Annotated in this window: 25 protein-coding genes and 1 other RNA gene; 15 read left to right on the forward strand and 11 right to left on the reverse strand. The window is 74.5% G+C overall.

The window, feature by feature from the left end; translation table 11 throughout:
* Positions 1–29: 29 nt before the first annotated feature.
* On the reverse strand, positions 30–1,163 hold the full coding sequence (locus tag ACFYUZ_RS02125; RefSeq protein WP_389305450.1) for a hypothetical protein: 1,134 nt from the start codon (positions 1,161–1,163) through the stop codon (positions 30–32).
* A 230-nt stretch (positions 1,164–1,393) separates the two neighbouring features.
* Here ACFYUZ_RS02125 and ACFYUZ_RS02130 point away from each other — a divergent pair, with 230 nt between their 5' ends.
* From ACFYUZ_RS02130 to ACFYUZ_RS02150, 5 genes are all read left to right on the forward strand, one after another.
* Positions 1,394–2,428 carry an ABC transporter substrate-binding protein gene (locus ACFYUZ_RS02130; RefSeq protein ID WP_389305452.1) on the forward strand — a complete coding sequence of 345 codons (1,035 nt, stop codon included), beginning with the start codon at positions 1,394–1,396 and terminating at the stop codon, positions 2,426–2,428.
* Between the two features lie 75 nt (positions 2,429–2,503).
* Positions 2,504–3,322: a Nif3-like dinuclear metal center hexameric protein gene (locus ACFYUZ_RS02135; protein WP_389305454.1), complete on the forward strand. Its 819-nt coding sequence runs from the start codon at positions 2,504–2,506 to the stop codon at positions 3,320–3,322.
* Complete coding sequence (locus tag ACFYUZ_RS02140) at positions 3,319–4,062, forward strand: zinc ribbon domain-containing protein (protein WP_389306254.1); 744 nt, start codon at positions 3,319–3,321, stop codon at positions 4,060–4,062. The genes ACFYUZ_RS02135 and ACFYUZ_RS02140 overlap by 4 nt, the downstream gene beginning before the upstream one ends.
* Positions 4,062–5,654 carry a bifunctional RNase H/acid phosphatase gene (locus tag ACFYUZ_RS02145; protein WP_389305456.1) on the forward strand — a complete coding sequence of 531 codons (1,593 nt, stop codon included), beginning with the start codon at positions 4,062–4,064 and terminating at the stop codon, positions 5,652–5,654. Before ACFYUZ_RS02140 ends, ACFYUZ_RS02145 begins: the two co-directional genes overlap by 1 nt.
* A gap of 48 nt (positions 5,655–5,702) precedes the next feature.
* Positions 5,703–6,509 carry a GNAT family N-acetyltransferase gene (locus ACFYUZ_RS02150; protein ID WP_389305458.1) on the forward strand — a complete coding sequence of 269 codons (807 nt, stop codon included), beginning with the start codon at positions 5,703–5,705 and terminating at the stop codon, positions 6,507–6,509.
* On the opposite strand, the gene eda is transcribed toward ACFYUZ_RS02150, so the two are convergent.
* Both eda and yaaA read right to left on the reverse strand, forming a co-directional pair.
* Positions 6,499–7,152 carry a bifunctional 4-hydroxy-2-oxoglutarate aldolase/2-dehydro-3-deoxy-phosphogluconate aldolase gene (gene eda / locus ACFYUZ_RS02155; RefSeq protein ID WP_389305460.1) on the reverse strand — a complete coding sequence of 218 codons (654 nt, stop codon included), beginning with the start codon at positions 7,150–7,152 and terminating at the stop codon, positions 6,499–6,501. The two genes, ACFYUZ_RS02150 and eda, sit on opposite strands and share 11 nt — an antisense overlap.
* A 65-nt stretch (positions 7,153–7,217) precedes the next feature.
* Positions 7,218–7,985: a peroxide stress protein YaaA gene (gene yaaA / locus ACFYUZ_RS02160; RefSeq protein WP_389305462.1), complete on the reverse strand. Its 768-nt coding sequence runs from the start codon at positions 7,983–7,985 to the stop codon at positions 7,218–7,220.
* Between the two features lie 179 nt (positions 7,986–8,164).
* Here yaaA and ACFYUZ_RS02165 point away from each other — a divergent pair, with 179 nt between their 5' ends.
* The gene (locus ACFYUZ_RS02165) at positions 8,165–9,607 is read left to right on the forward strand and encodes an RNB domain-containing ribonuclease (RefSeq protein ID WP_389305464.1); all 1,443 of its coding nucleotides are present in this window, start codon (positions 8,165–8,167) and stop codon (positions 9,605–9,607) included.
* Here ACFYUZ_RS02165 and ACFYUZ_RS02170 read toward each other — a convergent pair.
* The gene (locus ACFYUZ_RS02170; protein ID WP_389305466.1) at positions 9,552–10,490 is read right to left on the reverse strand and encodes a hypothetical protein; all 939 of its coding nucleotides are present in this window, start codon (positions 10,488–10,490) and stop codon (positions 9,552–9,554) included. The genes ACFYUZ_RS02165 and ACFYUZ_RS02170 overlap by 56 nt on opposite strands.
* On the reverse strand, positions 10,487–11,269 hold the full coding sequence (locus ACFYUZ_RS02175; RefSeq protein WP_389305468.1) for a MerR family transcriptional regulator: 783 nt from the start codon (positions 11,267–11,269) through the stop codon (positions 10,487–10,489). The genes ACFYUZ_RS02170 and ACFYUZ_RS02175 overlap by 4 nt, the downstream gene beginning before the upstream one ends.
* Positions 11,270–11,375: 106 nt before the next feature.
* Here ACFYUZ_RS02175 and rnpB point away from each other — a divergent pair.
* An RNA gene (gene rnpB / locus ACFYUZ_RS02180) (RNase P RNA component class A) lies at positions 11,376–11,774 on the forward strand.
* 69 nt (positions 11,775–11,843) lie between these two features.
* Here rnpB and ACFYUZ_RS02185 read toward each other — a convergent pair.
* Positions 11,844–12,356 carry a DUF1203 domain-containing protein gene (locus ACFYUZ_RS02185; RefSeq protein ID WP_389305470.1) on the reverse strand — a complete coding sequence of 171 codons (513 nt, stop codon included), beginning with the start codon at positions 12,354–12,356 and terminating at the stop codon, positions 11,844–11,846.
* Positions 12,357–12,493: 137 nt separating this feature from the next.
* Between ACFYUZ_RS02185 and ACFYUZ_RS02190 the strand changes: the two genes are divergently transcribed.
* The 3 genes from ACFYUZ_RS02190 (at position 12,494) to ACFYUZ_RS02200 (ending at position 14,470) form a co-directional block, all read left to right on the forward strand.
* Entirely contained in the window at positions 12,494–12,955 is a 462-nt protein-coding gene (locus tag ACFYUZ_RS02190) for a VOC family protein (RefSeq protein WP_389305474.1), read from the forward strand.
* A gap of 84 nt (positions 12,956–13,039) precedes the next feature.
* Positions 13,040–14,068 carry an excalibur calcium-binding domain-containing protein gene (locus ACFYUZ_RS02195; RefSeq protein ID WP_389305476.1) on the forward strand — a complete coding sequence of 343 codons (1,029 nt, stop codon included), beginning with the start codon at positions 13,040–13,042 and terminating at the stop codon, positions 14,066–14,068.
* A gap of 78 nt (positions 14,069–14,146) precedes the next feature.
* Positions 14,147–14,470 (forward strand): nuclear transport factor 2 family protein, encoded by a 324-nt coding sequence (locus ACFYUZ_RS02200; protein WP_389305478.1) that lies wholly within the window; start codon positions 14,147–14,149, stop codon positions 14,468–14,470.
* Between the two features lie 116 nt (positions 14,471–14,586).
* Here ACFYUZ_RS02200 and ACFYUZ_RS02205 read toward each other — a convergent pair whose 3' ends face one another.
* Positions 14,587–15,363: an SDR family oxidoreductase gene (locus ACFYUZ_RS02205; RefSeq protein ID WP_389305480.1), complete on the reverse strand. Its 777-nt coding sequence runs from the start codon at positions 15,361–15,363 to the stop codon at positions 14,587–14,589.
* Positions 15,364–15,465: 102 nt separating this feature from the next.
* On the opposite strand from ACFYUZ_RS02205, the gene ACFYUZ_RS02210 reads away from it, so the two are divergent.
* On the forward strand, positions 15,466–17,094 hold the full coding sequence (locus tag ACFYUZ_RS02210) for an alkaline phosphatase D family protein (RefSeq protein ID WP_389305482.1): 1,629 nt from the start codon (positions 15,466–15,468) through the stop codon (positions 17,092–17,094).
* On the opposite strand, the gene ACFYUZ_RS02215 is transcribed toward ACFYUZ_RS02210, so the two are convergent.
* Positions 17,081–18,088 carry a Gfo/Idh/MocA family protein gene (locus ACFYUZ_RS02215; protein ID WP_389305484.1) on the reverse strand — a complete coding sequence of 336 codons (1,008 nt, stop codon included), beginning with the start codon at positions 18,086–18,088 and terminating at the stop codon, positions 17,081–17,083. The two genes, ACFYUZ_RS02210 and ACFYUZ_RS02215, sit on opposite strands and share 14 nt — an antisense overlap.
* Before the next feature lie 73 nt (positions 18,089–18,161).
* Between ACFYUZ_RS02215 and ACFYUZ_RS02220 the strand changes: the two genes are divergently transcribed.
* Both ACFYUZ_RS02220 and ACFYUZ_RS02225 read left to right on the forward strand, forming a co-directional pair.
* Complete coding sequence (locus ACFYUZ_RS02220; protein ID WP_389306255.1) at positions 18,162–19,448, forward strand: Bcr/CflA family multidrug efflux MFS transporter; 1,287 nt, start codon at positions 18,162–18,164, stop codon at positions 19,446–19,448.
* A gap of 9 nt (positions 19,449–19,457) precedes the next feature.
* Entirely contained in the window at positions 19,458–20,441 is a 984-nt protein-coding gene (locus ACFYUZ_RS02225) for a small ribosomal subunit Rsm22 family protein (protein WP_389305486.1), read from the forward strand.
* Here ACFYUZ_RS02225 and ddaH read toward each other — a convergent pair.
* Positions 20,438–21,268 (reverse strand): dimethylargininase, encoded by an 831-nt coding sequence (gene ddaH / locus ACFYUZ_RS02230; RefSeq protein WP_389305488.1) that lies wholly within the window; start codon positions 21,266–21,268, stop codon positions 20,438–20,440. The two genes, ACFYUZ_RS02225 and ddaH, sit on opposite strands and share 4 nt — an antisense overlap.
* 154 nt (positions 21,269–21,422) lie before the next feature.
* Between ddaH and ACFYUZ_RS02235 the strand changes: the two genes are divergently transcribed.
* Both ACFYUZ_RS02235 and ACFYUZ_RS02240 read left to right on the forward strand, forming a co-directional pair.
* Entirely contained in the window at positions 21,423–22,073 is a 651-nt protein-coding gene (locus ACFYUZ_RS02235) for a TetR/AcrR family transcriptional regulator (RefSeq protein ID WP_389305490.1), read from the forward strand.
* A gap of 125 nt (positions 22,074–22,198) precedes the next feature.
* On the forward strand, positions 22,199–22,978 hold the full coding sequence (locus tag ACFYUZ_RS02240) for a bifunctional DNA primase/polymerase (RefSeq protein ID WP_389305492.1): 780 nt from the start codon (positions 22,199–22,201) through the stop codon (positions 22,976–22,978).
* Positions 22,979–23,050: 72 nt separating this feature from the next.
* Here ACFYUZ_RS02240 and ACFYUZ_RS02245 read toward each other — a convergent pair whose 3' ends face one another.
* Positions 23,051–24,088 carry a hypothetical protein gene (locus ACFYUZ_RS02245; protein ID WP_389305494.1) on the reverse strand — a complete coding sequence of 346 codons (1,038 nt, stop codon included), beginning with the start codon at positions 24,086–24,088 and terminating at the stop codon, positions 23,051–23,053.
* Positions 24,045–24,926, reverse strand: coding sequence for an iron uptake transporter permease EfeU (efeU, locus tag ACFYUZ_RS02250; RefSeq protein WP_389305496.1), 882 nt, complete (start codon positions 24,924–24,926; stop codon positions 24,045–24,047). Before efeU ends, ACFYUZ_RS02245 begins: the two co-directional genes overlap by 44 nt.
* Between the last annotated feature and the right edge of the window lie 8 nt (positions 24,927–24,934).

The following is a 24,934-nucleotide window of genomic DNA, read 5'->3' on the forward strand; positions in this document are numbered from 1 at the left end:
CGTCTTGCTCTTGCTGTGCGGCCGTGAGTCTAACGAGCCGGTCCGCGGTCCGTCAGGGGAGCCTGCTGCAAAGGCACCGGACGGCACACCCGGGGCTCCTCGACGACCACCGGCTCGGGCTCGGGCTCCGGCTCCGGCGGCATCTCCAGACCGGCGAGCCCGCACGGCGCCCCGGCCGTCGCGTACGGCAGCCGCAGCACGCCCTCGGCCGTCCACAGGCCCGCCCCGGCGAGCCAGCCCTGGGGCGCGGCCAGTTGGACCATCCGGCGGGACGAGGGCTGCCAGACGCCCACCCAGCTGCCGCCCGCCGCGTCGATCCGCAGCGCCACCGCGCAGCTCTCCGGCATCAGCACCTGCCCCGGCTGCACGGCGAACGGCGTCACGGCCGCGTCGTCGAGCCGCAGGCACTCGGGGAAGCGCACCGGCAGCAGGCTGCCGAGCACGCCCCAGCCGAGCCGGTCGTGCCCCGGCGCGTCGGAGCGGATCAGGAGCAGTCCGCTGTCCGGGTCGGCGAGCAGCAGCCGGTCGTCGCTCTCCTCGGTGATCTGGAGCAGCGGCGTCACCTCCCCGCCCCGCTCCAGGTCGACGGCGACCGCCTTCACCGGGCCGCCGTCGAGCCGCCGGTCGAGCGCGAGCATCCGGCCCGTGCGGTCGAGCCACACCCCGCCCGTGCAGCGGCCCTCGACCTCCGCCACCTGCTCCGGACCGAAGGCCCCGCCCGCCACCAGCCACAGCGTCGTCGTGTCGGGACCGACGCACATCGCGTACGCGCAGATGCCGTCCGGCGAGGGCGGGAGCAGCACCAGCCGCTCGGAGCCGGGCGCCTCCACCGAGCCGAGCCGGAGCTCGCCGGTGTCCGGGCCGGTGGGGTACAGCAGCGAGAACGTGTTCCGCCGCCCGTCGACGCGGCGGGCGACGAGGACCCGGCCGTCCGCGAGGGGCAGCAGCCGGGTGCCGGGCTCCTCCGGCTGGCCGAGGGGGAGCGGCACGGCGTACGGCTCGGGGCCGTCGAGGGTCCACCTCTCCACGTACAGGGCGTCGCCCTCGCCCGCGAGCCTGGCCGCGTACGCGCCGTTGGCCGTGATCGTGAACCGCGCCGGCCAGGCCGCACCGGGGTCGCGGTCGTCGTCCTCGGCCGTGGTCTCGATGGCACACGCTGTCATCGACTCGTCACCTCCGGCCACGAAGCTAGTTTTCGCACTTCCAGCCGAACAACACGAGCAGGGTCACTTCACACATAAGGGTGGCCCTGCGGCGGTTCGGCCGAGGCTGCGGGGGCGGTTGTGCTGGAGTGACCCGTGGTGAGTAAGGTAAGGCGAACCTAAGCGGAGCTTGTGCCTCCGTCAGGACGAGCCCGTGTCCCCGCCAGGACGACCCGTACAGGAGCCTTCTCATGTCCCTCCGCCGCCGCGGCACCGCCGTCGTCGTCGCCCTCGCCGCCGCACTCTCGCTCGCGGCCTGCGGAGGCGGCGACGGGTCCTCCGGCCCCGCCGAGAAGGAGGGCGCGTCCAAGAAGAAGGACGTCGCCACCGGCGGCAAGGACTTCGGCGACGCCGCCGCCAAGACCGCGGCCATGGGCACCGACGCCAAGCCCGGCCAGTTCCCGCGCACCCTCACCCACGCCCTCGGGAAGACCGAGCTGAAGGCCGCCCCCAAGCGGGTCGTCGTCCTCGACGTCGGCGAGCTCGACAACGTCGTCTCCCTCGGCGTCAAGCCCGTCGGCTACGCCCCCTCCGAGGGCGACGACGGCATCCCCGGCTACCTCGCCGAGGACGCGGGCACCCCGAAGTCCGTCGGCACCATCAGCAACCTCAACCTGGAGGCCATCGCCAACCTCCAGCCCGACCTCATCCTCGGCAGCCAGCTGCGCGCCGCCGACAAGTACGACGAGCTGTCGAAGATCGCGCCCACCGTGTTCTCCATCCGTCCGGGCTTCACCTGGAAGGAGAACTACCTCCTCAACGCCGCCGCGCTCGACAGGACCGCCGAGGCGAAGGCGAAGCTCGCCGCGTACGAGACCAAGGCGAAGCGGCTGGGGACGGACATCGGCCCGAACAAGCCGACCGTCTCCATGGTCCGCTACCTCCCCGGCAAGATCCGCCTCTACGCCAGGGCCTCCTTCATCGGCACGATCCTGGAGGACGCCGGCCTGCCCCGGCCGAAGAACCAGCAGATCGACGAGCTCGCCGCCGAGATCAGCCCCGAGAGGATCGACGAGGCCGACGCCGACTGGATCTTCACCGGCGTCTACGGCGACGCCAAGGCCACCAAGAAGGACACCGCCCAGGCCAACCCGCTCTGGAAGAACCTCGGGGCCGTCAAGGCCGGCCGGGCCAAGGACGTCCCGGACGAGACCTGGTACCTCGGGCTCGGCGTCACGGCGGCGAACAGCGTCCTCGACGACCTGCGCGCCGACCTCGTCAAGTAGGCCCGGACGAGTTCCTCCACAGGCCGGGACCCAGGCCAGAGCAAGGGGGCGCGGGGGACAGGTAGCCTTTCCCTCGTGCCCCGTCTGTCTGAAGTCATCGCCGAGCTCGACGCCCTCTGGCCACCGGAGCGGGCCGAATCGTGGGACGCCGTCGGCACCGTCTGCGGCGACCCCGACGCCGAGGTCACCCGCGTCCTCTTCGCCGTCGACCCCGTCCAGGAGATCGCCGACGAGGCCGTCGCCCTCGGCGCCGACCTGATCGTCACCCACCACCCGCTCTACCTGCGCGGCACGACGACGGTCGCGGCCGGCCACTTCAAGGGCCGCGTCGTGCACACCCTGATCAAGCAGGACGTCGCGCTCCACGTCGCGCACACCAACGCCGACACCGCCGACCCCGGCGTCTCCGACGCCCTCGCCGGCGCGCTCGACCTCCGGGTCACCGGACCGCTCGTCCCCGAGAACAACCTCGGCCGGATCTGCGAGCTCGACCGCCCCGAGACCCTCGCCGACTTCGCCGCCCGCGCGGCGAAGCGGCTGCCCGCCACCGCGCAGGGCATCCGGGTCGCCGGCGACCCCGCCATGACCGTGCGCCGCGTCGCCGTCAGCGGCGGCTCCGGCGACAGCCTCTTCGACGCCGTGCGAGCCGCGGGCGTCGACGCCTTCCTCACCGCCGACCTGCGCCACCACCCGGTCTCCGAGGCCACCCAGCACTCTCCGCTGGGCCTGGTCGACGCCGCCCACTGGGCCACCGAATGGCCCTGGTGCGAGCAGGCCGCCGCACAGCTCGACGAGATTTCCGACCGCCACGGCTGGGGCCTCCGCGTCCACGTCTCGAAGACGGTCACCGACCCCTGGTCCTCCCACCACACCTCTCCTGGAGCCCCCAACTGAACGCCGCGCCCGCCGACCAGATCCGCCTCCTCGACGTCCAGGCCCTGGACGTCCGCCTCCAGCAGCTCGCCCACAAGCGCCGCTCGCTGCCCGAGCACGCCGAGATCGAGGCGCTGACCAAGGACCTCACCCAGCTGCGCGACCTGCTCGTCGCCGCGCAGACCGAGGAGAGCGACTGCGGCCGCGAGCAGACCAAGGCCGAGCAGGACGTCGACCAGGTCCGCCAGCGCGCCGCCCGCGACCAGCAGCGGCTCGACTCCGGCGCCGTCTCCTCCCCGAAGGACCTGGAGAACCTCCAGCGCGAGATCGTCTCCCTCGCCAAGCGCCAGGGCGACCTGGAGGAGATCGTCCTCGAGGTCATGGAGCGCCGCGAGGCCGTCCAGGAGCGCCTCGCCGAGCTGACCGAGCGGGTCGCCGCCGTGCAGTCCAAGGTGGACGACGCCACCGCGCGCCGCGACGCCGCGCAGGCCGAGCTGGACGGCGAGGCCGCCTCCGTCGCCAAGGAGCGCGAGCTCGTCGCGGGCTCCGTCCCGGCCGACCTGATCAAGCTGTACGAGAAGCTGCGCGAGCAGCAGGGCGGCGTCGGCGCGGCCCGGCTGTACCAGCGCAAGTGCGAGGGCTGCCACATCGAGCTCAACATCACCGAGCTCAACGAGGTCCGCGCCGCCGCCGCCGACACGGTCGTCCGGTGCGAGAACTGCCGCCGCATCCTCGTCCGCACCTCGGAGTCCGGCCTGTAATGCGCGAACTCGTGGTCGAGGCGGACGGCGGCTCCCGGGGGAACCCGGGGCCCGCCGGTTACGGCGCGGTCGTCCTCGACCCGGCGACGGGGGAGACCCTCGCGGAGGCCGCCGAGTACATCGGCGTGGCCACGAACAACGTCGCCGAGTACAAGGGCCTCGTGGCGGGCCTGAAGGCGGCCCGGGAGCTCTTCCCGGACGCCCTCGTCCACGTCCGCATGGACTCCAAGCTGGTCGTCGAGCAGATGTCCGGCCGCTGGAAGATCAAGCACCCGGACATGAAGCCGCTGGCGGCCGAGGCCGGACGGGTCTTCCCGGCGGGCCGCGTCCGCTACGAGTGGATCCCGCGCGAGCGGAACAAGCACGCGGACCGGCTCGCGAACGAGGCGATGGACGCGGGCAAGCGGGGCCTCCGGTGGGAGCCCTCGGCCTCCACGGCGGGCCTGGACGCCTCGGCCGCCCGCAACGCCGCGACCCCGCCCCCCTCGGGTCCGCCCGGCGACGCGACGGCGGGCGCGGCACGGGCGCGCGCGGCGCTGAGCGCTTCCGCGCCGACGGCATCCACGGCCGGTACGGGCACGGGCTCGGGCGCCTGGCCGGGCGCCGTGGCGCGCCCGACGCCCCAGGGCACCGACCAGGACGAAGACCTGTTCACCGGGCCGGACGCCGGCTCGGACGAAGGCCTGCCCGCCGGGCCGGACGCCGACCGGGACGACGGCCTGTTCGCCGGTTCGGACGACGGCCTGTTCGCCGCCGAGGAGGCCGTCGCGGCCTCGGTGGCCTCCGGCGACTTCGAGGCCGAGGCGGGCGCCCTGGCCCCGACGGGCCACGCGGCGCGCGCCCACGCGCCGACCGCACCGCACGGGACCGGTGCCGCCGCTCCGACCGCGCAGGGCCCCGTCGCCGCCCCGGCCCCTCAGCCGCGGGCGCCCGCCGCCCCCCGCCAGGGCTGGACCGCCCCCGACATGGGCGCGCCCGCGACCTTCGTGCTGCTGCGGCACGGGGAGACCGCCCTCACGCCCGAGAAGCGGTTCTCGGGGAGCGGGGGGAGCGACCCCGAGCTGTCGGCGGCCGGGCTGCGGCAGGCCGAGGCCGTCGCCGGGGCGCTCGCCGCGCGCGGCACCGTCCAGGAGATCGTCAGCTCGCCGCTCGCCCGCTGCCGCCAGACCGCCGGTGCCGTCGCCGCCCGGCTCGGTCTGGACGTGCGGATCGAGCAGGGCCTGCGGGAGACCGACTTCGGCGCCTGGGAGGGCCTGACGTTCGGTGAGGTCCGGGAGCGGTACCCGGAGGACCTCGACGCCTGGCTGGCCTCGCCGAAGGCCGCGCCGACCGGCGGGGGCGAGAGCTTCGCGACCGTCGCCCGGCGCGTCGCCGCGACCCGGGACCGCCTGACCGCCGCGTACGCGGGCCGCACGGTCCTCCTGGTCACCCACGTCACGCCCATCAAGACCCTGGTCCGGCTCGCGCTCGGCGCCCCGCCGGAGTCGCTGTTCCGGATGGAGCTGTCGGCCGCCTCGATCTCGGCCGTGGCCTACTACGCCGACGGCAACGCCTCCGTGCGGCTCCTCAACGACACCTCGCACCTGAGGTAGCCGCAAACCGCTGGCGCCGGCGCCCGGCCCCGTACCACCATCACCCGCATGACGTGGTCCTTCACCGAGAGCGCCGCCGCCTTCCGGGCCGCCGCCGCCGAGCACCTCGCCGCCGAGCCCGTCCGCAACACCGCCGTGCTCACGCTCATGGACACGGCCGGACGGCTCGGCTGGTGGGCGGAGCCGGACGGCGGGGTCACCGGCGTCCTCGTGGTGTCACCGCCCGGCGAGCCCTCCCTCGGGGCCATGACAAAGGAGGCGGCCCGCGCGCTCGCCGCCGAGGGGCTCCCCGGCGGTGAGCGGCCCACCGCGGTGCGCGGCGAGACCGCCGCCGTCGAGGCGTACGCGGAGACCACCGGCCGCCCCTGGGCACCGGTCGCCCGCATGCGGCTCTTCCGGCTCGGCGAGCTGACCCCGCCGGACCCCGCCCCCGAGGGCCGCGCCAGGGTCGCCACCGGGGCCGACGTCCCGCTCGTCGCCGAGTGGACCAAGGAGTTCGCGAGGGCCATCGGGGACGAGCCCGCCGAGGACTACACCGGCTTCGTCACCGAGCGGATCTCCGAGGAGCGGCTGTGGCTCTGGGAAGGACCCGACGGGCGCCCCGTCTCGATGGCCGCCGTCTCCCGCACGATCGGGGGCCAGGCCCGCGTGCACCTCGTCCACACACAGCCCGCCGAGCGCGGCCGGGGCTACGCGGCGGGCGTCACCGAGGCGGTCAGCCGGGCCGCGCTCGACGCCGGCACGGAGCGGGTCCTGCTCTTCACCGACCTGGCCAACCCCACCAGCAACGCCCTCTACCGGCGCCTCGGCTACCGCCCGGTCACCGACCACCTCACCGTGACGTTCACCGACTGACCGGCGCCGGCGCCCCCAGCTCCGCCGCCCCGCGCGCGAGGGACTCCACGCGCCCCCAGTCGCGGGCGGCGAGCGCGGCGGGCGGCAGCATCCACGTGCCGCCGACGCAGCCGACGTTCGGCAGGGCCAGATAGGCGGGGGCGGAGCCGGGGGAGATGCCGCCCGTGGGACAGAAGCGGGCCCGGGGGAGCGGGCCCGCGAGGGACTTCAGGTACGGGACGCCGCCCGCCGCCTCGGCCGGGAAGAACTTCATGTCCTCGACCCCGCGCTCGATGAGGGCCACGACCTCCGAGGCCGTCGAGACCCCCGGCAGGAACGGCACGCCGGAGTCCCGCATCGCGCCGAGCAGCCGCTCGGTCCACCCCGGGCTGACCAGGAACCGCGCCCCCGCGCCCACCGCGTCCGCGACCCCGGCCGCCGACACGACGGTGCCCGCGCCGACGACGGCCCCCGGCACCTCGGCCGCGATCGCGCGGACGGCGTCGAGCGCGGCGGGGGTGCGCAGGGTGACCTCGATCAGCGGCAGCCCGCCGGCCACCAGGGCCCGCGCCAGGGGGACGGCGTCGGCGGCGTCCTCGATCACGACGACGGGGACGACGGGGACGTCACGGTCCCCCGGGGCAAGGCCGAACACGCTCGTCATGGGCGTCATCCTGCCCAGGGCGAGCGTCACCCGCAACGAGCGTTGCGGAGGGTGCAACGACCCCGCTAGTGGATCTCGTCCACCAGCACGTCGAGCGCCCCCGCCTTGCCGCCCTCCTCCACGACGTACCGCAGATCGCGCAGCGCCTCCACCAGCTCCGCCGGCGAACCGGGCTCCGCGCCCGCCTCCAGGAGGCTCCGCACGATCCGGCCCTTCGTCGCCTTGTTGAAGTGGCTGACCACCTTCCGGGTCGGCGCGTGCAGCACCCGCACCGTCGCCGTCCGGGCCGCGACCTCACCCTTCGGCTTCCACGCCGACGCGTACGCCGACGAACGCAGGTCGAGGACGAGGCCGTCCCCGGCCGCCTCCGGCAGCACCGAGACCATCGCCCCCCGCCAGTGCGCGCCGAGCGCCCCGAGCCCGGGCAGCTTCACCCCCATCGAGCAGCGGTACGACGGGATCCGGTCCGTCACCCTCACCGCACCCCAGAGCCCCGAGAACACGAGCAGCGAGCTCCCCGCCCGCTCCAGGGCCGGCGCGTCCAGGGTCGCCAGACCCAGCGCGTCGTACAGCACGCCCGTGTAGATCTCCCCGGCCGGACGCGCGCCCGCCGTCCGCAGCTCCGCGTTCTTCGCGACCTCGCCGCGCAGCCCCTCGCTCAGGCCGAGCACCTCGCGCGCCTTCTCCTCGTCGGCGGCGCACAGCTCGACCAGCTCGTCCAGGACCGCCGCCCGCGCCTCCGCGAGCCCCGGCAGGGACAGCGACTCCGGCTTGAGCGGCGCCCCGCGCCCCGAGGAGGCCTTGCCTTCGGAGGGCGGCAACAGCACGAGCACGGTGGTTCTCCTTCGTCCGTACGGGGATGGGGGTGCGGCCCCGACGGTCCAGCGTACGAGGTCCCGCCCCCGGCCCCGCCCCCGCACGGGGGCCCCGGCCCCGCCCCGTACGGGATCCCGGGCCCGGCCCCCGCCCCGTACGAGGTGCCGCGCCCCGCCCCAGCTCATACGCTCGGTCCATGCCCCGCCGCCACCTCCACGTGACCGGCGCAGCCGAGGCTCCGCTGCGGGCCGCCCTGCGCGCACTCCGTACCGAGCTCGCGATCCCCGAGGCCTTCCCGCCCGCCGTCCTCGCGGAGGCCGAGGCCGCCGCCGAGAACCCCCGGCTCCCCCCGTACGACGCCACCGACCTGCCGTTCTTCACGATCGACCCGCCCGCCTCCACCGACCTCGACCAGGCCATGCACCTGGCCCGCCGGGCCGACGGCGGCTACCGGGTGCACTACGCCATCGCCGACGTCGCCGCCTTCGTCACCCCCGGCGGCGCGATCGACGCCGAGGCCCACCGGCGCGTCCTCACCCTCTACTTCCCCGACCTCAAGATCCCCCTCCACCCCGCCGTCCTCTCCGAGGGCGCCGCCAGCCTGCTCCCCGGCGAACCCCGCCCCGCCCTGCTCTGGCGCATCGACCTCGACGCCGAGGGGCGGAGGGTCGCGACCGACGTCCGCCGCGCCCTCGTCCGCAGCCGCGCCAAACTCGACTACGCGGGCGTGCAGCGGCGGATCGACGACGGGACCGCCGAGGAACCGCTCGCCCTCCTCCGGGACATCGGCCGGCTCCGCGAGGCGCTCGAAGCCGAACGCGGCGGCATCTCCCTCAACGTCCCCGAGCAGGAGATCGTCGAACGGGACCACACCTACACCCTCGAATACCGGGCGCCGCTCCCCGCGGACGGCTGGAACGCCCAGATCTCCCTCCTCACCGGCATGGCCGCCGCCGACCTCATGACCGCCGCCGGCACCGGCATCCTGCGCACCCTCCCCACCGCCCCCGACGGCGCCGTCGCCCGGCTGCGCCGCTCCGCCCACGCCCTCGGCGTCGACTGGCCGCACCACGTCTCGTACGCGGACGTCGTCCGCTCCGCCGACCCCACGAACCCGCGCCACGCCGCCTTCCTCCAGGAGTGCACCACCCTCCTGCGCGGCGCCGGCTACACCGTCTTCACCGACGGCCACGTCCCCACCCCGGCCGTGCACGCCGCCGTCGCCGACGAGTACACCCACGCCACCGCCCCGCTGCGCCGCCTCGTCGACCGGTACGCGGGCGAGCTGTGCGTGGCCGCCGTCGCCGGGGACGAGCCGCCCGAGTGGGTGCGGGCCGCCCTGCCCGCGCTGCCCGACGAGATGGCCACCGGCGCCCGCCGCGCCAACACCGTCGAACGCGAGAGCGTCGACATCGTCGAGGCGGCCCTCCTGAGGGAACGGATCGGCGAGATCTTCGACGCGTACGTCATCGACGTGAAGGAACGCGAACCGGCCGTCGGCACCGTCCATCTGGAGGACCCGGCGGTCGTCGCCCGGATCGAGGGAGGCGGGACGAAGCTCCCCCTGGGAGAGTGGCTCCGCGTCAGGCTGTCGGCAGCGGACCCGGGGACGGCGAAGGTCCTGTTCGCGCCCGCGTGAGCGCGTCGTACAGGGCCTTGGGGTCGTCGGCGTGCAGCCGGACCAGCCGTACGGGGCGGGGCGCGCCGAGCAGCCGGGGCGCGTCGACCGGCCCGGTCAGCTCGATCGTGACGGAGGTCTGGGAACCGACGGCGAGGTTCAGCTCGCCCTCGGCCTTCTCGTGCGAGAAGCACAGCTCGCGACGGACGGCCGAGATCCGGTCGAGCGGGACCGCCACGTCGACGTGCGCGGCCCGCCGCAGCCGCAGGACGTTCCCGGCGAGCGTGTGCGGGCGCGTCACGGAGGCGGCGTGCAGCCCCAGGACGAACAGCACGGTGTAGACGTCCAGGACGAGGACGACCGCGTGGACGAAGGGCCACTCGGCCAGCATGTACGACACGCCGACCGTCTCGACCAGGCACACGAACGCGAAGCCGTACATCAGCGCCGCCTGGTCCCGGGCGTGCGGGAACACCCCGTCCGCGCCCTCCACCCCGTGCGGCCGCCGCGCGACCCAGCGCCCCAGGCTCGTCATCAGACGAAGCTCGTGCCCCAGGAGCCGCAGCACGGGCCCGGGCACCAGCTCGGCCACGACGGCCCGCCGGGAGAGCCCCCGCCTCCGCAGCCGCACCCAGACGACGCCCTCGGCGGCGAGCAGCCCCAGGACGAGCCCCTCCCCGACGAGCAGCACGCCCTCGGGCATCCGTACGCCTCCCAGGAGGCAGACGAAGAGCACGAGCTCGGCGGGCAGCGCGGCGTACGCGACCCCGCGCAGCAACCGCGCCACCCGGCCCCGCGCGTGCACGCCGCCCGCCCGTCCCCCGGCCGTCGTGCGACCGGCGCCGCCGGCCCCCGACTCCGTCACCGGACCGCCCGCCTCGCCCGGCACCCGCGCACCCGTCATCGACCCGACCCCCTTCTTCCGCCGGAACCGGCGCCCTCCTCGGCCCGTTCCCCCGACACCAGCCCGATCGCCCGCCGCACCGCCGCGGACTGGGCCGGTGCCAGGTCCGCGAAGAAGGCGTCGGCGAGGCCGCCGGAGCCCTCCTCGGGCAGCTCCACGTCCATCCCGTCCGGCAGGACCGCGGCCAGGGCGCGAGCGGCCTCGTCCACCCGGGGATCGTCGGGCGCCACGTCGGCGAGGGCGTCGAGGAGCGCGTACAGCTCCCGCGCACCGCCCGCCGCCCCGCGCATCAGCTCCATCAGCCGGGCCCGCTCCGCGTCGGGGACGACGACGTCGAGCAGGGTCAGGATCTCCCGGTCCTTCGCCGCCATCGGGGAGCCGGGCAGCCCGTCCACACCCGCGAGCAGCGTCGCCAGCTCCGGCGACACGGGCCCCTCGGCGGGCAGGCGCCCCGCCCGGGCCTCGGCGAGGAGAGGGGCGAGACGCTCCCGGCGCTCCCTGATCACCGCCTCCTGCCGGGCCAGGTCGTCCGCCAGCTCCTCCAGCACCTCCACGAGCCCCCGCCCCTCGTCGTCCGCGAGCACGTCCCGCACCTCGTCGAGCCCCAGCCCCAGTTCGGTCAGCCGCCGGATCCGGGCGAGCAGCACGGCGTCCCGCACGCCGTACTCCCGATACCCGTTGGCCCGCCGCTCCGGCTCGGGCAACAGCCCCGACTGGTGGTAGTGCCGCACGGCCCGGGGGGTGACCCCGACGAGCGCGGCGATCTCGCCGATCCGCATGCGCCCAGTAGAAACCCTGACGCTGCGACAAGGTCAAGCGGTCGCCCGAGGAGGGGAGAGGGCCGACCTCCTCCGCATCGGCAGGTAGCATGGTCGGCACGGCAGACGAGCCGGGCGGACGGCCGCGTGGAGATCCTCGGATCTTCCCGAGGAACGTCCGGGCTCCACAGAGCAGGGTGGTGGCTAACGGCCACCCGGGGTGACCCGCGGGACAGTGCCACAGAAAACAGACCGCCGGGGACCTCGGTCCTCGGTAAGGGTGAAACGGTGGTGTAAGAGACCACCAGCGCCTGAGGTGACTCAGGCGGCTAGGTAAACCCCACCCGGAGCAAGGTCAAGAGGGGACACCCCGGTGTCCCTGCGCGGATGTTCGAGGGCTGCTCGCCCGAGTCCGCGGGTAGACCGCACGAGGCCGGCGGCAACGCCGGTCCTAGATGGATGGCCGTCGCCCCGACGACCGCGAGGTCCCGGGGCACAGAACCCGGCGTACAGCCCGACTCGTCTGTCGGCCCACGCGGGGAGGGCCCCCGACCAGGTTTCCGCCCGGTCGGGGGCCCTTCTCGTGTCCGCGGTGTCAGGGGCGCCGGACCTCGAAGTGGAAGCAGCCGTACTCGACCGCCCGGACGTGCACCAGGGCCACCGCCGGGTCGGCGAAGGCCTCGGCGAAAGCCCGGTCGAAGCCGTCGGCGGGGGTCTCCGGGAGCTCCAGGAGACGGCCCCCGACGATCCGGCCGGCCGCGTCGTAGCGGCGGAGGACGCGGAGCGCCCCGGGGCGGGAGAAGGGGTATGCCTCCGAGGGCGCGGGGCCGCCGCAGTCCTCGGCGTGGATGAAGACGGGGCCCTGCTCGTCGTACGCGCCGGGCTCGGCACCGGTCCCGGCGGCCCAGCGGCGCAGGGGCGCGTACGAGACGAGGGCGATCCGCTCGCCGGGCGCGGAGGGGCGCAGGCAGCAGCGGAGGGGATCGCCGCCGTCGGTGGCGGTGCGGGGCACGCAGGCGCGGCCGGCGTCGTCGGTGACGCGCAGCCGGGCGAGGGCCGCGGAGGGGATCGCGAGGGCGCGGTACGCCGTGGCGGTGTGGGTGCTCATGACGTCAGGGTGCCGGGGCGGCCCCCGTACCGCCGGCGCGATTCGGACGGGGCGTTCCCGTCCGGTGATCCGCCGGACGGCTGTCAGTGGGCTTCGGTACGGTCGGCTCTCGAACCGTTGTGAAGGGAGCAGTCCGAATGAGCCGCCGTTTCCAGGTCACCTTCGACGCCCACGACCCCCGCGCGCTGTCCTCCTTCTGGCGCGACGCGCTGGGGTACGTCCACCCCGCCCCGCCCGGGGTCGAACTGCCCGAGGGCGCCGACCCGTTGGCCGCCTGGGACGACTTCCTCTCGAAGGTCGGCGTGCCGGAGGCGGAGCGCGATGCGAGGTCCGCCATCGAGGACCCGGACGGGCAGGGCCCGCGCGTCTTCTTCCAGCGGGTGCCGGAGGACAAGGCCGGCAAGAACCGGGTGCACCTCGACGTCCGCGCCGCCCCGGGGCTCGTGGGGGACGAGCGCATGGCGGCCCTGGAGGCCGAGTGCGACCGGCTCGTCGGCCTCGGGGCGAAGCGGGTGCGCCGCTTCGAGCCCGCTCCGCCGATGAGCGGCGGCCACATCGTGATGACCGACCCCGAGGGCAACGAGTTCTGCCTGGACTGAACGTCCGGCCCTGGGCGCGGCCGGCGAATTCGCAGGTCATACCCTGTGGGGCGCTGAGACGTCATCAGGGAGGGGCGGGGTCGCGTGGGCGTGTCGCTGGACAAGGGTCCGGTTCGGGAGGAGCAGTGGTGGCGACGGCCCGGGTTCGTCGTCTTCTGTCTGTTCCTCATGCCGCCGGCCGGCATGGTGCTGGCCTGGCGGACCCGTTGGTCGCCCGGCAGGAAGGTCCTCGCGACCGTCCTGTCCGCCGTCTGGTTCGTGGCGGTCGGCACGAGTGACCCGCCGGCGGACCGGCCCGCGGCGGCCGACGCCCGGCCGGGGGCCGCCGCCTTCCCGTCCTTCACCCCGTACACCCCGCCCACGCCCACCCCGACCCCGCTCGTGCGGCGGGTGGTCGCCGACTACACCGGGCAGAACCTGGAGACGGCTTCGAAGGCGGCGTACGAGGCCGGGTTCCGGACGCGCTCGCACGACGCCACCGAGGCCGACCACATGCAGTTCGTCGACAGCAACTGGAAGGTCTGCTTCCAGGAGCCGGCCGCGGGGGAGGCCGTCACGACCGAGGAAGGGCGGCGGGGGCGGATCGAGTTCGCCGTCGTCGAGAAGGCCAGCCCCTGCCCGGCGCGGGACGGCGAGGCCGTCGTCTTCCCCAAGGTGCCGAACGTCGTCGGCAAGACCTTCGGGAACGGCTCCGCGATCCTCCGGAAGGCGGGCCTGACCGAGATCCGGGGCGACAGCGTCTACACGGACGTCGACCTGGCGGCCGGTCACGACGACTGGCGGATCTGCTTCCAGGACCCGGAGGCGGGCGAGGACATCGAGGACCCGCGGTACATGTCCGTCCGGCTCTCCCTCGCACGCCCCGGCCTCTCCTGCCCGGGCGAGGACTACGCCCGGCTGCACCCGGACCCGGACCCGGACCGCAACGGCTCCGGATCCGGCTCGGGTTCCGGCTCGGGGTCCGATTCCGGCGGATCCGGCGGCGGCCTCGCCTACTACAAGAACTGCGACGCCGTCCGCGCCGCCGGCAAGGCCCCCATCTACCGGGGCCAGCCCGGCTACCGCTCCGGCCTCGACCGGGACGGCGACGGCAAGGCCTGCGACTGGTCCTGACGCTCCGGCACCGCTGTCGGGGGGACCTCACGGCCCGGGCGAACGGGCCGGGAGGTCCCGCGGGTGTACGGGTGGGACATGACCATTCCCGTGAACAAGCTCAGCGACCCGGCCGTGCGCGCCTTCGTCACGGCTCTCAACGCCCACGACGAGACCGCCCTCCTGGAGGCCCTGGCCCCCGGCGCGACCATGTCCGACGACGGCTCCGACCGCGACGTGCGGCAGTGGCTCGACAAGGAGGTGTTCGCCCCGCGCGGGCACATGGACGTCGAGAGCGAGGCGGACGGCGGGCTCGCGCTCGTCGCCCGCTACCGCAACGACACCTGGGGCGAGATGCGCACCAAGTGGCGCTTCACCGTCGACGGCGGGAAGGTCTCCCGGTTCGAGACCGGACAGGCCTGACGCCCCGCCGGCCGGGGGCGGGACCCGCCCCCGGCCGGTGTGCGGCACGACGCCTCACCCTCCCCGGCCGGTGTGCGGCACGGGGTCGCCCCCCGGCCGGTGTGCGGTACGGCGTCTCAGCCCCGTCCGATGTACGGCATCGTCGTCGCCATCACCGTCGCGAACTGCACGTTCGCCTCCAGCGGCAGCCCCGCCATGTGGACCACCGTCGCCGCCACGTCCGCCGCGTCCATCACCGGCTCCACCGCCAGCTCGCCGTTGGCCTGGAGGATGCCGGTCTGCATGCGGGCCGTCATCTCCGTCGCCGCGTTGCCGATGTCGAGCTGACCGCAGGCGATCCGGTACGGCCGTCCGTCGAGGGACAGGGACTTCGTCAGGCCCGTCATCGCGTGCTTCGTCGCCGTGTACGCGATCGAGTGCGGGCGCGGCACGTGCGCGGAGATCGAGCCGTTGTTGATGATCCGGCCGCCCTGCGGGTCCTGCTCCTTCATGGTCCGGAAGGCCGCCTGGGCGCAGAGGAACGCGCCCGTCAGGTTCACGTCGACGACCGCGCGCCAGGTCGCCGGGTCCAGGTCCTCGACGGGGACGCCGCCGCCCGCGAACGTGCCGGCGTTGTTGAAGAGCAGGTCGACCCGGCCCCAGTGGTCCCGTACGGACGCGAAGAGGGCCGTCACCTCCTCCTCGGAGGTCACGTCCGTCGGGACGGACAGGAAGTCGCCCGCCGGGAGGGCCGCCGCCGTCTCCTCCAGGGCCTCGGCCCTGCGGCCCGCGAGGGCCACCGACCAGCCGGCCGCCGCGAGGGCCAGCGCCACGCTCCGCCCGATGCCCGAACCGGCTCCCGTCACCACTGCGATGCTCATGGGCGCGCAGCGTACGCGAGACGCGTGCCCCATGAACTCATCCGTCCGACACGTGGATGTTCTGTACTCGCCAATGAGAGGTCGTTCCCTCCCCTTCGAATGACGGGCGGACAGCATCCGTCTGGGGAGGGACACATGACCCACGTACAGCATTCCGAGGAACTCCGCGCCGCCGCGCGCCACTTCGGGCGCCGCCGGTTCCTCACCGTCACCGGCGCGGCCGCCGCGCTCGCCTTCGCGACCCAGCTGCCCGCGGCCGGTGCCGCGGCCGCCGCCGAGCTGGACGCCCGGCGTGTCACGGAGGACCCGTTCACCCTGGGCGTGGCCTCGGGCGACCCGCTGCCCGGCTCCGTGCTCCTGTGGACGCGGCTCGCTCCCCGCCCCTTCGAGCCCGACGGCGGGCTGCCCGCCGGCCGGGTCTCCGTGCACTGGGAGCTCGCCCGCGACGAGCGCTTCACCCGGATCGTCCGGCGGGGCCTGGCCATCGCGCACCCCGAGTTCCGGCACGGCGTCCACGTGGAGGTCGAGCACCTCGACCCCGACCGCGTGTTCTTCTACCGCTTCCGGGTCGGCGGATGGACCAGCCCGGTGGGCCGGACCCGCACCGCCCCGGCCCCCGGCGCCCGGAACACCGCCCTGAAGCTCGCCGCCGTCTCCTGCCAGGCCTACCACGACGGGTACTTCACGGCCTACGGCCACCTCGCCCGGGAGGACGTCGACGTCGTCTTCCACCTCGGCGACTACCTGTACGAGTACGCCGTGAACGCCACCGGCGGCGCCCGTGCCTACACCGACCGCACGCTCCCGGCGGTCTTCGACCGCGAGACGCTCACCCTGGAGGACTACCGGCTCCGCTACGCGCTCTACAAGTCGGACCCCGACCTGCGCGCCGCGCACGCCGCCCACCCCTTCGTCGTCACCTGGGACGACCACGAGACCGAGAACAACTACGCGGGCGACGTCCCCGAGAACGGCGTCCCGCCGGAGGAGTTCCTGCTCCGGCGCGCCGCCGCCTACCGCGCCTACTGGGAGCACCAGCCCCTGCGCCGCCCCCAGCTGCCCGAGGGCCCCGACATGAGGCTGTACCGGCGGCTGCGCTTCGGGCGGCTCGCCCAGTTCGACATCCTCGACACCCGCCAGTACCGCTCCGACCAGGCGTACGGGGACGGCTGGCAGGTCCCGGGCCCCGAGTCCGAGGACCCGGCGCGCACCCTGACCGGCGCCGCCCAGGAGCGCTGGCTGCTCGACGGCTGGCGCGCCTCCGGGGCCCGCTGGAACGTGCTGCCGCAGCAGGTGGTGTTCTCCGAGCGCCGCGACCGCTCCACCGCCGACTTCAAGCTGTCCATGGACTCCTGGGACGGCTACCCGGCCTCCCGGCAGCGGATCCTGGCGGGCGCCGAGGCCGCCGGCGTCGAGAACCTGATGGTGCTCACCGGTGACGTCCACGTCGGCTACGGGCTCGACATCAAGGCCGACTTCCGCGACCCGGCCTCCCGCACCCTCGGCACCGAGATCGTCGCCACGTCCGTCGCCAGCGGCAAGGACGGCGCCGACCGGCCCTCGAACTACGACAGGCTCATGCAGGCCAACCCGCACCTGAGGTTCTTCAACGGGCGCCGCGGCTACGTGACCGTCGAGCTCGGCGAGGAGAGCGCCCGCGCCGACTTCCGCACGGTCCCGTACGTGACCCGGCCGGGCGCCCCCGTCACCACCGCCGCCTCCTACGTCACGGAGGTCGGCGACCCGGGCCTCAAGCCCGCGTAGCCGCGAGTTCGGCGGGGTAGCGGACGCCGATGCGGTCCCGTACCGCGTCGAGCGTCCGCATCACCGCGAGCGAGCCGTCCAGGGGGACGAGCGGGGACTCCGTCCCGCCGCCGCGCAGACAGCGCATCACCTCCGCCGCCTCGTGCCGCAGCGAGTGGGGGTCGTCCTCGTTCACGTACTCCTCCGGTTCCGCGCCGTCGCGCAGCAGCGTGAACCGCTCGGGGAAGAAGAAGCCGCGCGGGACGTCGATCCGCCCCTTCGTGCCCGTCACCGAGGCCGTCAGCGGGGTGTCCGCCTCCAGCGAGCAGGACAGCAGGGCCGAGGCGCCCGAGTCCCAGCCCAGCAGCATGCCCGTGTTGAGGTCGACGCCCTCCGGCGAGAGCCGCGCGTGCGCGTGGACCGCGGACGGTTCGCCGAGCAGCAGCTGCGCGAACGACACCGGGTACACCCCCAGGTCGAGCAGCGCCCCGCCGCCCACCGCCGGATCCCGCAGCCGGTGGCCGGCGTCGAAGGGGCCCGCGATCCCGAAGTCGGCCTGGACGGTGCGGACCTCGCCGATCGCGCCGTCGCGCACGAGCTCGGCGATCCGCCGGACCAGCGGGTTGCAGTACATCCACATGGCCTCCATCAGGAAGAGGCCGCGGTCCCGGGAGAGCGTGACGAGTTCCTCCGCCTCGCGGGCGTTGAGTGTGAGAGCCTTCTCGCAGAGCACCGCCTTCCCCGCCTCCAGGGCGAGGCCGGCCGCCGCCCGGTGCGCGTGATGCGGAGTCGCCACGTACACCACGTCGACGTCCTCGTCGGCGAAGAGCCCGGCCCACTCCCCGTACGCCCGCGGAATCCCGAACCGCTCCGCGAAGGCCTTCGCCGACGCCTCCGCGCGGGACGCCACGGCGACGACCTCGGCGCCGTCGAGCGTCAGCAGGTCCGCGGTGAACCGTTCCGCTATGCCGCCCGTCGCCAGGATCCCCCAGCGCACCGTCCTGTTCGCGTCCATCCCCACCCCACAGGTCTCGACCACTCGGTCGAGCTGAGAGCATAGACAAGGATTCAACGAAATGGAGCAGTCGATGCCGGAGAGCGGCCAGAGAACAACACAAGGGCACATAACCGAAACCGCCCCGGTCGTCACCGCCGCCCGGCGGACGGGCATCCTCGTCACCCTCGTCCTGGGAGGGCTCACCGCCCTCCCCCCGCTCTCCATGGACATGTACCTCCCGGCACTCCCGGAGGTCACCGGCGCGCTGCGGGCCCCCGCCGCCACCGTGCAGCTCACCCTCACCGCCTGCCTCGCCGGCATGGCCCTCGGCCAGCTCGTCGTCGGCCCCATGAGCGACAAGTGGGGACGCCGGCGCCCGCTGCTCATCGGCATGGCCGTGTACGTCCTCGCCACCGCCGTCTGCGCCCTCGCGCCCAGCGCCGAACTCCTCATCGGCTTCCGGCTCCTGCAGGGCCTCGCCGGAGCCGCCGGCATCGTCATCGCCCGCGCCGTCGTCCGCGACCTCTACGACGGCGTCGAGATGGCCCGCTTCTTCTCCACCCTGATGCTGATCTCCGGCGTCGCCCCGATCATCGCCCCGCTCATCGGCGGCCAGATCCTCCGGCTCACCGACTGGCGGGGCGTCTTCCACGTCCTCACCGCGATCGGCGTCCTGCTCACCCTCGTCGTCTGGCGCTTCCTCCACGAGACGCTGCCCCCCGAGCGGCGGCACGAGGGCGGGGTCGGACAGGCCCTGCGCACCATGCGGGGGCTCCTCGCCGACCGGGTCTTCACCGGCTACATGCTGACCGGCGGACTCGCCTTCGCCGCCCTCTTCGCGTACATCTCGGCCTCCCCGTTCGTCGTGCAGGAGATCTACGGCGCCTCCCCGCAGACCTTCAGCCTGCTCTTCGGCCTCAACTCGATCGGGCTCGTCGCCGTCGGCCAGATCAACGGCAAGCTCCTCGTCGGCCGCGTCAGCCTCGACAAGGCACTCGGCTGCGGCCTCGGCGTCATCCTGCTCGCCGGCCTCGCGCTCACCCTCATGACCACCGGCGTCCTCGGCGAGCCCGGGCTCGCGCCCATCGCCGCCGGACTCTTCGTCCTGATGTCCGCGATGGGCCTGGCCATGCCCAACACCAACGCCCAGGCCCTCATGCGCACCCCGCACGCCGCCGGATCCGCCTCCGCCCTCCTCGGCACCTCCTCCTTCCTCATCGGCGCCGTCGCCTCCCCGCTCGTCGGCATCGCGGGCGAGCACACCGCCGTCCCCATGGCGGTCGTCCAGCTCGGCTGCGCCGTCCTGGCCCTGGCCTGCTTCCTGGGCCTCTGCCGCCCCTGGCGCACGACGGAGAACCGGACCGGCGAGCCCGCCTAGACTGACTCGGTGAACGCCTCAGCTCCCTCCGCCGACTCCCTGCGCGCCGCCCTCGCCGGGCTCCTCGACGGGCTGCCGCCCAACCGGGCCGCGCAGGCCGTCGAGCGGCTGATCGCCAACTACCGGGGCACCACCCCGACGGACGCCCCCGTGCTGCGCGACCGCTCCGACGTCGCCGCGTACGCCGCGTACCGCATGCCGGCGACCTTCGAGGCGGTACGGGGCGTCCTCGCCGCCCTCCGGGAGGCCGCGCCCGACTGGGCGCCGCGCACCCACACCGACGTCGGCGGCGGCACGGGCGCGGCGAGCTGGGCCGTCGCCGAGGCCTGGGAGGAGGAGCCGCCGCGCACCACCGTCCTCGACTGGGCGGAGCCCGCCCTCGCCCTCGGCCGCGAGCTGGCCGGCGGCGTCCTGGACGCGGAGTGGCGGCGCGAGCGGATCGGCTCCGCCCTGGGCCTCGCCGACACCGACCTCGTCACCGTCTCGTACGTCCTCAAGGAGCTGACCGAGGCCGACCGGACGGCGCTCGTCACCGAGGCGGCCCGCGCCGCGCAGGCCGTGGTGATCGTGGAGCCCGGCACGCCCGACGGCTACGAGCGGATCATCGCGGCCCGCACCCTGCTGATCGACGCCGGCTTCACCGTCGCCGCGCCCTGCCCGCACAGCGGTGCCTGCCCGATCGTGCCCGGCACGGACTGGTGCCACTTCTCCGCCCGGGTGAGCCGCTCCTCGCTGCACCGGCAGGTGAAGGGCGGGTCGCTGCCGTACGAGGACGAGAAGTACGCGTACGTGGCGGCCGTGCGCTTCCCCGTCACCCCGGCGCCCGCCCGCATCACCCGCAGGCCGCAGATCCGCAAGGGGCAGGTGCTCCTGGAGCTGTGCGGTCCCGGGGGCCTCGGCCGCGAGACCGTCACCAAGCGTCACGGGCCCCTGTACAAGCAGGCCCGCGACGGGGAGTGGGGCGACTCCTGGCCGCCGGAGGAGGAGCTCTAGGGCCGCAGCTCCTGGGTGCAGCACTTCACGCTGCCGCCGCCCTTGAGGAGCTCGCCCAGGTCCGTGCCGACCGGCTCGAAGCCGCGGTCGCGGAGGGGCTCGAAGAGGCCCACCGCGGTCTGCGGGAGCAGGACGTGCCGGCCGTCGCTCACCGCGTTGAGGCCGAGGGCCGCCGCGTCCTCGCCGGTCGCGATCAGGGCGTCCGGGAAGAGCCGGGCGAGCACCGCGCGGCTGCCGGGGGAGAAGGCGTCCGGGTGGTACATGACCTCGTCCCGGGCGTCGTCCAGGACGCACAGCGCCGTGTCCAGGTGGTAGTAGCGCGGGTCCACCAGCTCCAGGCCGATCACCGGGCGGCCGAAGAACTCCTGCGCCTCGTCGTGGGAGAGCGGGCTGGAGCGGAAGCCGCGGCCGGCGAGGATCCAGGAGGCGGTGACGGCGAAGTCGCCCTCGCCCTCGTTCACGTGCTCCGGCACGCGCACGTCGTCGTCCGCCCAACCGTTCCTGCGGAACCAGGCCAGATGGGCGTCGGCCTCGCGGGCCCGCTCCGGGTGGGCGAACTTCGCCCCGAGGACCCGGCCCCCGACGACCGTCGCGCCGTTCGCCGCGAAGACCATGTCCGGCAGGGCCGGGTCGGGCTCCAGGAGCTCCACGGTGTGGCCGAGCGAGCGGTAGCGGTCGCGCAGGTCCTCCCACTGGGCGAGGGCGAGCGACAGGTCGACCGGTTTCGTGGGGTCCATCCAGGGGTTGATGGAGTACGTCACCGCGAAGTGCGTGGGTGGGCACATCAGATAGCGACGGGGCGAGGGCGTGCGCGGAGTGGGGCGCAATGAAGGCTCCTCACGGACGGGCGGCCGGAACGGCCGATGATCGGTGGACCCCATGGTCCGCTCTCGACGGGCTCCGCGCTGTGGACCGTTCGGGTGGTTCGGGACCCGTCCGACGGGCGAGACGCGGCGTCTCGTCGGCTGCTAGATTGGAGCCATGCCCGAGACCGGATCCGCCAAGACCGCCCCCGACGCCTCCCGCCGCAGCGAGCGCTCCCGCCGCGCCATCTTCGACGCCGCCCTCGCCCTCGTCTCCGAGACCGGCTACGCGAAGACCACCATCGAGGGCATCGCCGCCCGCGCCGGCGTCGGCAAGCAGACCATCTACCGCTGGTGGCCCTCCAAGGCGGCCGTCCTCCTCGACGCCTTCCTCGACCTCGCCGCCCGGGCCAACGGGGCATCTGGGCGGAAGGATGCCCACGGAGGGGAAGGCGCCGGTGAGATCCCCGACACCGGAGACCTCGCCGCCGACCTCAAGACCGTCCTGCGCGCCACCGTCGACGAGCTGGCCGACCCCGCCTTCGACGGCCCCACCCGCGCCCTCGCCGCCGAGGGCGTCGTCGACCCCGAGCTCGGCGCCCGCTTCACCGAGGCCCTGCTCGAACCCCAGCTCCAGTACTACGTCCGCCGCATCGAGGCCGCCCAGGCCAAGGGCGACATCGACCCGGCGGTCGATCCCCGCGTCGCCGTCGAACTCCTCGTCGGACCGCTCCACCACCGCTGGATCCACCGCACCCTGCCGCTCACCCACGCCTACGCCGACACCCTCGTGGACCTCGCCCTGCGCGGCCTCGCCCCCCGCCCCTGACCCCCTCCCGGCCCCCGCTCCCGCACACCGGGGGCACCCCGGTTCCGCACTCCGGTCACCCGGGGCGCAGGATGGTGGGACCATGGGCAGAGCCGAACGGGCGAGCATGAGGTGTGAGGGGATAGATGGGCGACGGCATCGGCCGCTACCGCGGCACGGAGAGCAGACTCGCACAGTGGCTGCGCAGGCGCCCCAAACGCACCGCGGCCGACGACGAGAACGACCGCGAGAAGCTGCTCCTGGCCACCGCCGCCGCCGGGCTGCCCCTGGCCCCCGCCGCGTACCCCGTGGGCTACAGCTGCTCCTGTGAGCGGATCGGCTGTCCCACCCCCGCCCGGCACCCCGTCTCCTTCGCCTGGCAGACGCAGTCGACCACCGACCGCGCCCAGATCGAGCGCTGGGCCCGCAACGAGCCCGAGGCGAACTTCGTCACCGCCACCGGCATGGTCCACGACGTCCTCGACGTCCCGCTGGCCGCCGGCCGCGCCGCCCTGGAGCGCCTCCTCGCCGAGGGCGTGGAGGTCGGCCCCGTCGCCGAGTCCGCCGACGGCGACTCGGTCGGCGGGCGGATGCTCTTCTTCACCGCCACCCGCGGCACCCCCGAGGACGAGGACGAGTGGTGGCCGTGCGAGCTGGACTGCCACCCCGAGACGATGGACGAGCACCCGGGGCTGCGCTGGCACTGCCGCGGCAGCTACGTCCTCGTGCCGCCGGCCCGGCTGCCCGGGGACGAAAACGCCCACCCGGTCGTCGCCTGGCTCCGCGGCCCCGAGCACCCGCTGCCCGACCCGCTGAACCTGCTGGAGGCCCTCCAGGACGCCTGCGCCCGCCACGCGGCCGAGCGCGAGGCGGACGGGGACGGGGAGCACACGGCCCACGAGATCGCCTGGCCGCTGACGCGCTGAGCCCCGCACGGGGGCGGGGGAGGCCGGGACCCGTCCTCCGGATCGGGCCGGGCCCGTCCCGGAGGGCGGGGCCTACGAGCCCTCCGCGCCCACCACGCCCTGGAGCCGGCTCGCGACCGTGACCCCGTTCCGGTCCGTGCCCGCCGGCTTCACCAGGGCCGCCTGGCTCGACACCCACTCCCGGGTGACCGTGTTCCTGATCTCGCCGGTCAGCAGCGCCTTGGTGTCGGGGCCGACCTTCGGCCGGTAGCCCTGAGCCGCCGTCTGCCGCTCGAAGTACCGCGTCGCGAAGAAGACGAGCGCGCCGCCGTCCCGGGTCCGCAGCCCGAGCGGCGCGAAGTCCCCCTGGTCCGTGACCCGGTCGATGTACTGGGTGGCCATGCCCATCCGCTTGGCGGCCTTCTGCCGCTGCCTCCGCCACTCCGTGGTGTGGGTGCCCGGCGCGAACGGCCCCCGCCGCCCGTCCGTGAGGTACGCGACGTACTCCTTGCCGAGGTCCCGGGGCGCGACCGCCAGCGCGTCGGTGTCCGCGGCGACCGGCACCGCGTACCCCTCCTCCTCGGCGAACTGGGGCACGACGGACCGGGAGAGGATCGTGAGGTAGGCGGCCTCCCACAGCTGGTCGGGGCCGTTGCGCACGAAGACCAGGAGCCAGCGCTGGTCGCCGGAGGACCGGTTGGAGGCGGTGTCCGCCACGAACCAGCGCGGCCAGCCCGCCTTCCGGGGCAGCACGAACCGCGCGTCGGTCAGTTCGAGGGGCTTGTGGTCCGGATTGCCGCCCGGGGTGTTGACCGACCGGGCCCGCAGGCCCGCCTGGTTGACCTCCCCGAGCGGGCCGGTGACCCGGCCCGCGTCCAGGGCCGGGTCATAGGCCTTGTCGGCCTTGTTGTAGGCGGCCGTGAAGTCCGCGAGGGCCCGCGCCGCCTCGGCCTTGGTCGCCGGGGGCAGCAGTGCCAGCTCGCCGTGGACGGTCACGCAGCCGCTCGCCGTCAGCGACAGGACGGTCGCCGCCGCCGTCGCCGCGAGGAACCTCGCCGGTCGGCGGCCCCCCGGGGACGACAGCCGCTCAAGCGGTCGTCTCGGCGCTCGCCTCAGCCTCAGCCTTCTCATGGGTCGCCTTCTGCTTCTTCACCCGCACGGACGGACCCGACCCTATCGGGGCCAGGAACAGCGCGAGAGTCGGGATCAGATACAGCGCCCACACCGTGACCTGAAGGACCGTCGGGTCCGGCTGGAAGTTGAAGACGCCCTTGAGGAGCGTGCCGTACCAGCTGTCCGGCGGGATCGTCGCCGAGATGTCGAAGGCCTTGTCCGCGAGGCCGCCGAGGAAGCGCGCCTCCTGGAGGTCGTGCACGCCGTACGCGAGCACGCCCGCCGCCACCACGACCAGCATCCCGCCGGTCCAGGTGAAGAACTTCGCCAGGTTGATCTTCAGCGCGCCCCGGTAGAACAGCCAGCCGAGGAAGACGGCCGTGAGCAGGCCCAGAACGACGCCGACCAGCGGCGCGTACGAGCCGTCCGAGGAGGCCCGCACCGACGCCCACACGAAGAGCGCCGTCTCCAGGCCCTCGCGGCCCACCGCCAGGAAGGCGGTGGCGACCAGCGCGCCGGTGCCCATCTGCAGGGCCGCGTCCAGCTTGCCGTGCAGCTCCGTCTTGAGGTGCCGGGCCGTGCGCCGCATCCAGAAGACCATCCAGGTCACCAGGCCCACGGCGAGCACCGACAGCGAGCCGCCGAGCGCCTCCTGCGCCTCGAAGGTCAGCTCCTGGGAGCCGAACTCCAGCCCGGCGCCGAAGGCCAGGGCGACGCCGACGGCCACGCCGATGCCGATCCAGATCGGCTTCAGCGCGTCCCGGCGCCCGGTCTTCACCAGGTACGCGATGAGGATGCAGACGACCAGGCTGGCCTCCAGGCCCTCGCGCAGGCCGATCAGATAGTTTCCGAACACCTCGGTTC

The organism is Streptomyces sp. NPDC004266, assembly GCF_042874095.1.
GTDB lineage: Bacteria > Actinomycetota > Actinomycetes > Streptomycetales > Streptomycetaceae > Streptomyces.